This is a genomic window from Faecalicatena contorta (genome assembly GCF_001404335.1).
Classification (GTDB): Bacteria; Bacillota; Clostridia; order Lachnospirales; family Lachnospiraceae; genus Faecalicatena; species Faecalicatena contortus_B.
In genome coordinates, this window is sequence record NZ_CYZU01000113.1 from 1 (window position 1) to 2,614 (window position 2,614).

Consider the following 2,614-nt stretch of genomic DNA (forward strand, 5'->3'; position numbering starts at 1 on the left):
TCTGCCTGGGCCATGCTGGTTGCATAGCTATAGATATATGTCCCGAATGGGATCCCCAAGCGGGTACACTCATCAGCGTTCCGTTTCCATTGCTTGTCGTCCTGGCTGGCGATATCATCTCCATAACCGCAGCGGATTATTACACCCGCCACTCCCGTACTCTTTACCTGATCCCAATTAATGTTTCCCTGGTGCTCACTTACATCAATAATTCTTTTACTCATATTCTATTCTCCTCATCAAAAAGAGGACGATTACTCGTCCCCTTTCCTTTCTTGCCCTATATTGAATTTTCAGAATTTTGATTTTTCCTTTCTTCTTTTTTCCTGCCATAGCTTCCTCTTGTACTTTTTATAAATGTCGCAATGATGGAACCAATACCCGTAACGCCTAAGACCGCACCTGATATCACGCCCGCGCTTTTAGGTACGAGTATAACCATAACTACAGCAGCAAGGATACATCCAAATCCTAGCATAAATGCAAAAAGAATTCCAAGCAAACTATCTCTTGCTTCTGTATTTACAATCTTCCTTTCCATTTCTTGCCTATGATCTGACTGTTTTTCCGCCATTGCAAGAATCCTGTCGGCAGATCCTGGTAATATTTCTTCGTATCCCTTTATGATACTTGGCGGAGGAATCGGGCCGCTAAATTCGCTTCTTATTACCTCAGCTACTACTTGTCGGACTTGTTCTTTTTCTTTTTCTTCCACTTCAACATCTGGCGCTTCCAAAATTTCTTGTTTCTTCTCTGATTGATTTTCCGACATTGTCCCAATCACTCCTTAGTGCTTTATAATCTTTCATTCTATCTTCTGAAAGATCTGGCCATTCTTTTGTACCACCTAAGTTTAATGTTTTTATATACCCGTCTAAAAAACTCTTGCTAATAGTAGTTTTCATACAAACCCTTCCCTTCCAAGCAGTTCTATTAATACGGTTTCACAATAACGTTCTTGTTATTGTGTTCATTAATTATACAATATAAACAGTCTTTTTTCTAGTGGTTTTTGAATTCTTTTGCACTCTGTGTAATTCTTCTGAATCTATTCTGTTTTATTCTTATGTCTCGTTCTGTTTTATATATTATAAAACACATAAGAAGAAGACGCTTATTTTGCGTCCCCCGAATCCTTGTCTCTTAGCTGCAGCAAAACATTTTTTAATTTATCCGGTATAGGCGTAAACACTGCCGCATTTTCCAGCAGGCTCAACCCCTCATTCGCGATATAAAACATAATAACGACTTCCCGTAATGGTATTGTCCCGCCGATCAGCCCCTGGATAACAAAAGATACCGCGATCACAATAAACATGACTATCTTTTTCAGTAGCCCCCTAAAACCGATTTCCGACGATAACTGTTTCGTATATATGCCTTTGATCCACCCAGTAATATAATCAGCAATTGCCAGAAACACGATCGTCTTTAGCAGCACATCCCATCCTCCCAGCCAATAAGACAAGATCCCTCCGGCCGCCCCGAATACGACGCTAATCCAGTTAAATAATTTCTCCATTTTCTTCATTTACCTCACTCTCTTTCTATTGTTTTCACAAAAATAAGACCCCAAGGGTCTTGCTCTGATTCTCATATACTTCTCCTTAATTAATTTGTTTGCCGTTTACATATAGGTTTCCGACTATGTACATGTCTCCATTTTGGCGTGTAGTACCACTTAACATAGCATTACTTGTACTGAGCCCCCCACTGTGTATTTTCTCTGTTACATCAAGTTCCTTGCACCATATTTTCCCATCTCTTATATCCAGATAATTAGGGTATAGCGTTGCCTGAACACCATCATGATATAATAGAATAAATGGATCCCCATATTTGGGATCTGTATCGTCACCACCAAATATATTTACATACATCACGCTCCCATTAGTTGTCATACCGCCTACGCCTAAATAACCTGCCTGTAGTGTCCCGCTCTCTCCAGTAATCTTATTATGTATGCGTACACCTCTTTCGAATCTATTAGCAACTTCTATCTGGATATCGCCTCTAAACAATCCGTTCTTTGCCTCCATACTGCCGTCTTGGAGAATCTTAAAATTCTCGTTTGCAGTCACAACGCCATTTAGATTTATCTTATTTGCATCAATACTTACAGCCTCTGCAGATTGATTTATTGTGGAAATAATACTATCCTTACTTACTTTTAGCCGTATCTCCTGTGAATTAAGTTCTATGGATGTCCTGGCCTGGGTTATTGCACTGAGGACACCGTTAATGTCTTTGTATTCTGAGGATGATACTGCCAAATTTATTGAGTTCAAATCCATTTCGACAGCCGATAATTTGCTGTACATTGTCTTATCTCCGTTCTTAAGTTCCTCTATTTCGGATGCGGATACAAGGAGCGCTATATTCCCTTGCACCATATTTATTGCCGTTTCCTGAGCTGTGAACTTTCGGGAAATGGCATATCTATCATAGACCGTTGCACGGGATGCCAAAATTAAGGACATCGTATCACCTTCTTTCTTTTATGTCTTTATTTGCACCTCTATCTGATTCTCCATAAATTCACTAAATAGCAATTTGAACGCGGCTAATTTTAATCTGATTAACTCGACCTATTATCCTGTGACTAATGTCATTG

The 2,614-nt window shown here is 39.5% G+C and carries 5 protein-coding genes; all 5 read right to left on the reverse strand.

The features are described 5' to 3' along the window. Positions 1–224: GH25 family lysozyme (locus ARB69_RS25420; RefSeq protein ID WP_278314423.1), on the reverse strand; the 224-nt coding region annotated here is incomplete at its 3' end. Between the two features lie 56 nt (positions 225–280). Further along, on the reverse strand, positions 281–772 hold the full coding sequence (locus ARB69_RS25425) for a DUF2335 domain-containing protein (RefSeq protein ID WP_055155401.1): 492 nt from the start codon (positions 770–772) through the stop codon (positions 281–283). Then, complete coding sequence (locus ARB69_RS27335; protein WP_167702525.1) at positions 717–905, reverse strand: hypothetical protein; 189 nt, start codon at positions 903–905, stop codon at positions 717–719. The genes ARB69_RS25425 and ARB69_RS27335 overlap by 56 nt, the downstream gene beginning before the upstream one ends. A gap of 209 nt (positions 906–1,114) precedes the next feature. Further along, a complete protein-coding gene (locus ARB69_RS25430) occupies positions 1,115–1,531 on the reverse strand; it encodes a phage holin family protein (protein ID WP_330377769.1) in 417 nt (138 codons plus the stop codon). Positions 1,532–1,607: 76 nt separating this feature from the next. After that, positions 1,608–2,480 carry a hypothetical protein gene (locus tag ARB69_RS25435; RefSeq protein WP_055155402.1) on the reverse strand — a complete coding sequence of 291 codons (873 nt, stop codon included), beginning with the start codon at positions 2,478–2,480 and terminating at the stop codon, positions 1,608–1,610. Positions 2,481–2,614 lie beyond the last annotated feature (134 nt).

Bases quoted from the DNA above. Each gene is read 5' to 3' on its own strand.
- ARB69_RS25425 (WP_055155401.1), bottom strand. From the start codon at position 772: ATGTCGGAAAATCAATCAGAGAAGAAACAAGAAATTTTGGAAGCGCCA.
- ARB69_RS27335 (WP_167702525.1), bottom strand. From the start codon at position 905: ATGAAAACTACTATTAGCAAGAGTTTTTTAGACGGGTATATAAAAACA.
- ARB69_RS25430 (WP_330377769.1), bottom strand. From the start codon at position 1,531: ATGAAGAAAATGGAGAAATTATTTAACTGGATTAGCGTCGTATTCGGG.
- ARB69_RS25435 (WP_055155402.1), bottom strand. From the start codon at position 2,480: ATGTCCTTAATTTTGGCATCCCGTGCAACGGTCTATGATAGATATGCC.